The following is a 4151-nucleotide window of genomic DNA, read 5'->3' on the forward strand; positions in this document are numbered from 1 at the left end:
ACCATCGGCCTGCACGGCGCGGCGTGGAGCCTGGTCCTCGAATGGCCGCAGGGCGCAGCGCCGGTCTGGCGCCAGATCGGCCCGCGTGTCGATCCTGCCGGGCTGCCGCCGCTCGCTGATCTGCGCGCGCCGGCGACCTTCTCGCTGGATGAACCGGTCATGCCGGCGGCCATCCCGTTGGCTGGGCTGGGCTGGTTCGGGCCGGCAGCGCTGGCCCTGCGCGATGAACAGGGCGCGGCGCTGCTGCCGGCCTTCACCGATTGGCAGGTGAGCGGGGATGAGGACCATCTGGCGATCACCGGGCAGGATGCGCTGGCCGGCATTGCCTGCACGCTTCTCGTGTGCCGGCTGCCGGGGGACGCGCTGGAATGGCAGATGCGGTTGGAGAACCGCTCGGCCTTGCCAATACGCGTCGATCATCTGGCCAGCGCTGTGCTGCCGGTGCCGGCCGGGGCGGCGCGGATCATCGCCTGGCGTGGCCGCCACAACGCCGAACTGGTGGAAACCGCAGAAGCCCTGCCCGAACATGGCTGGCAGCGCGAGACGCGCGGCGGCATCCCTGGCCACGGCGGCCCTCCCGCCGTGCTGGTGCTGGGCGAGGATGCCGGCTGGCATCACGGCCTTGCCTGTGCGGTGCAGTTGGCATGGTCTGGCGACACTCGCATCGCCATCGAGCGGGACGAGGACGGCGGCCACATGTTGAGCGCCGGGGCCATGCTGCAGCCGGGGGAACTGCTGCTGGCGCCGGGCGCTGCCCACGCTGCGCCGCCGCTGCTGATGGGTCTGTCGGCGGCGGGGCGCAACGGTGCCATGGCGGCCATGCACGCCGCCGTGCGCGCCCGGCTGGATTGGCCGGGCGGACAGATGGCGCCGCGCCCGGTCCATCTGAACAGCTGGGAAGCCTGTTACTTCGATGGCGACGAAGCCCGCATCCGCCGCCTTGCCGACGCGGCTGCCGCCATCGGTGTCGAACGCTTCGTGCTGGATGATGGCTGGTTCACCGGCCGCCGCCACGACCGTGCCGGGCTGGGGGACTGGGCACCTGATCCGGCCCGCCATCCCGCCGGGCTGGGCCCGCTCGCCACGCACGTGCGCGGCCTGGGGATGCAGTTCGGCCTGTGGGTGGAACCGGAAATGGTCAATCCCGACAGCGATTTCTATCGCGCCCACCCGGATTGGGTGCTGGCGCTGCCCGGCCGCGACCGGCCCACGGCGCGCCACCAGCTGGTGCTGGACCTGCGCCGGGCCGACGTGCGCGCCCATCTTTTCGATGTGCTGGACGGACTGTTGCGGCAGGTGCCGATCGATTATCTGAAATGGGATCACAACCGCGCGCTGGCGCCGCCGGGTGGTGCAGACCAGGTGGCCGGCACCTACGATCTTCTGGCCCGCCTGCGCGCCGCCCACCCCCATGTGGAGATCGAAAGCTGCGCCGGCGGCGGCAGCCGCATCGACGCCGGGATCGCCCAATTTACCCATCGTTTCTGGACCAGCGACAATGTCGATGCGCTGGCCCGGGTGCCCATGCAGCGCGGTTTCCTGGCCTTCATGCCGCCCGAACTGATGGGCGCGCATGTGGGGGCCAGCCCCAGTCACGCCACCGGGCGAACGCAGCCATTGGCCCTGCGGGCCGCCATCGCCGCGCAGGGCCATTTCGGTGTCGAGCTTGATCCGGACCTGCTTGACCCGCAGGCGCGCGCCGAACTGGCTGGCTGGATCGCCTTCTGGAAAGAGTGGCGCCCCGTCATCCACGGCGGGCAGGTGATGTTGGGGGAGGGCGCCGATGGGCTGCTGTGGCAGGCGCAGGGCAATGGCCGCGAATGGCTGCTGTGGGTGATCAGGCCTGATCATGGCAGCCAGCGCTTTGCCGCGCCGATTGCGCTGCCCTTCGCCGTTGGCCGCGACTGGCAGGTGATGCTGCTGCGTCATGCCGGCCCGTCGGCGGTGCTCACCCCGCGGGCCGGCAAGGCCTTCAAGGCGATGCGAACCGCACCCCAGGCCTTCACCGGCAGCTGGCTGGCAGGCGCCGGGCTGCCGCTGCCCGCGCAGGCGGCCCAGAGCGCGCTGATCTTCCACCTGGTGGCCACACCATGACCGGCGCCACGCCCCACCGCCGCCAGAATCTGCTCACCGGCGAATGGTTACTGGTCAGCCCGCAGCGCATGGCCAGGCCGTGGCAGGGCGAAGCCGCCCCAGCCGCGCCGGCCGTGCCGTCTCACGATCCGGATTGTCACTTGTGTCCGGGCAACGCCCGCGCCGATGGCCAGCGCAACCCGGATTATGCCGGCACGTTCGTGTTCCCGAACGATTTTCCCGCCCTGCTGAACACGGCCGAGCCCACCGATCAACACCCGCTGCTGCGGGAAGCGCCAGCGCGTGGGGAGACGCAGGTGATCTGCTATGCCCCCGATCATGCCGCGTCGCTGGCCAGCCTGGATGACAGCGCGCGCAACGCCATCATCGATTGCTGGTGCGACCTGTCCGCCCGGTTGGGTGCGCGCTGGGCCCATGTGCAGATATTCGAGAATCGGGGGGCAATGATGGGCGCGTCGTCCCCGCATCCGCACGGGCAATGCTGGGCCGGTGATTTCGTGCCCTCGCTGGTGGCCCGCGAAGACAGACGCCAGCGCGCACACCATGCCGCTGCCGGCAGGCCTTTGCTGGCCGATGTCGCGGCGGCGGAGCTGGCGGCCGGGGTGCGCGTGGTGGTCCAGGATCCGCACTGGCTGGTGGTGGTGCCGCACTGGGCGGCCTGGCCCTTTGAGACGCTGATCATCGCGCGCGATGACGTGCGCCGGCTGGAGGATCTGGACGGCGCGCAGCGGGCTGCGCTGTCCGCCTTGCTGGGGCGCCTGCTGCGGGGCTGTGATGCGCTGTTTGACGCGCCCTTTCCCTACTCGCTGGGCTGGCACGGGGCGCCGCATGCGAACGGCGACGATACGGCGCACTGGCGCCTGCACGCCCATATCCTGCCGCCGCTGCTGCGATCGGCCAGCGTGCGCAAGCACATGGTGGGCTTTGAACTGCTGGCCGAAACGCAGCGCGACCTCACGCCTGAGGCGGCGGCTGAACGGCTGCGCGCGGTGCTGAAATGAGCGACGCGCTCACCGGGTTGGCCGCGCGCCGCTTTGCCGAATGGCGGGGGCAGGCGCCCGTCGGCACCGTGTTCGCGCCCGGCCGCGTCAACCTGATCGGCGAGCACCTCGATTACAATGATGGCTGTGTGCTGCCGATGCCGATCCGCGAAGGCACCGCTGTGGCCTGGGCCCGCCGCAACGACGGCCAGGTGCGGGTGTTCGCTGCCGATGAAGGCGAAGACGATGCCTTCCCCATCGACACCCCGGCCCGGCTGGCCGATGTGGGCTGGCGGTCCTACGTGCGCGGAACGGCGGCGGCGCTGGCGGCTCGGGTGCCCGGCCTTGCCGGCGCCGATCTCTTGATTGCCGGCAATCTGCCGCGCGGCGCCGGCCTCTCATCCTCGGCATCCTTGTGCGTGGCGATAGGGCGCGCACTGCTGGCGGCCAGCGATCGGGCCACCGATGCCGTCACGCTGGCGCGGGCCGCGCAGGCGGCGGAACATGATCACGCCGGCGTGGCCTGCGGGATCATGGACCAGATGGCGGTGGCCGCCGGCCAGCCCGGCCACGCCATGCTGCTGGATTGCCGCAGCTTGTCCTTCTCCCATCACCCGATACCGCCCGAATGGACGGTGCTTATCGTTGACAGCGGCATAAAGCGGGCCCTGGCAGACGGGGAGTTCAACCGCCGCCGGGCGGAATGCGAGGCGGCGGCCCGGATGCTCGGCGTGGCAGCCCTCAGGGATGCCGATCCCGCCAGCCTCGAAGCCCTGCCGGCTGGCAGCATGGAACGCCGCCGCGCCGCGCACGTGGTCTCCGAACTTCGCCGCGTGGAGGCTGCCGTGGCGGCGATGGCCCAGGCCGATCTGCCAGCCATGACGGCCATCCTGCGCGCCGGCCATGCCAGCCTCAGCGAGGATTTCGACGTGAGCCTGCCAGCCGTTGATGACCTGGTGGCGCGCTCGGGCGTTGGCGTCCGCACCTTCCTGGTCGGCGAAAGCCTGATGCGACAGGCCGACGTGACGGCCGCGACCCGGCAGCTGCTGGGGCTGGCGGCGTGAACAGGCTCACCCA

General features: G+C 71.1%; 3 protein-coding genes. All 3 read left to right on the plus strand.

Annotated elements, in window-relative coordinates; all coding sequences use genetic code 11:
* Nucleotides 1-2094 (plus strand): alpha-galactosidase (locus tag GJV64_RS12070; RefSeq protein ID WP_328799183.1); only part of this gene is annotated, 2094 nt, incomplete at its 5' end.
* Complete coding sequence (locus tag GJV64_RS12075; RefSeq protein ID WP_164157458.1) at nucleotides 2091-3095, plus strand: UDP-glucose--hexose-1-phosphate uridylyltransferase; 1005 nt, start codon at nucleotides 2091-2093, stop codon at nucleotides 3093-3095. The genes GJV64_RS12070 and GJV64_RS12075, both read left to right, overlap by 4 nt.
* On the plus strand, nucleotides 3092-4138 hold the full coding sequence (galK, locus tag GJV64_RS12080) for a galactokinase (protein ID WP_164157459.1): 1047 nt from the start codon (nucleotides 3092-3094) through the stop codon (nucleotides 4136-4138). Before GJV64_RS12075 ends, galK begins: the two co-directional genes overlap by 4 nt.
* Nucleotides 4139-4151 lie beyond the last annotated feature (13 nt).

The sequence above is a fragment of the Sandarakinorhabdus rubra genome, assembly GCF_010994245.1.
In the GTDB taxonomy this organism is placed as follows: domain Bacteria; phylum Pseudomonadota; class Alphaproteobacteria; order Sphingomonadales; family Sphingomonadaceae; genus Sandarakinorhabdus; species Sandarakinorhabdus rubra.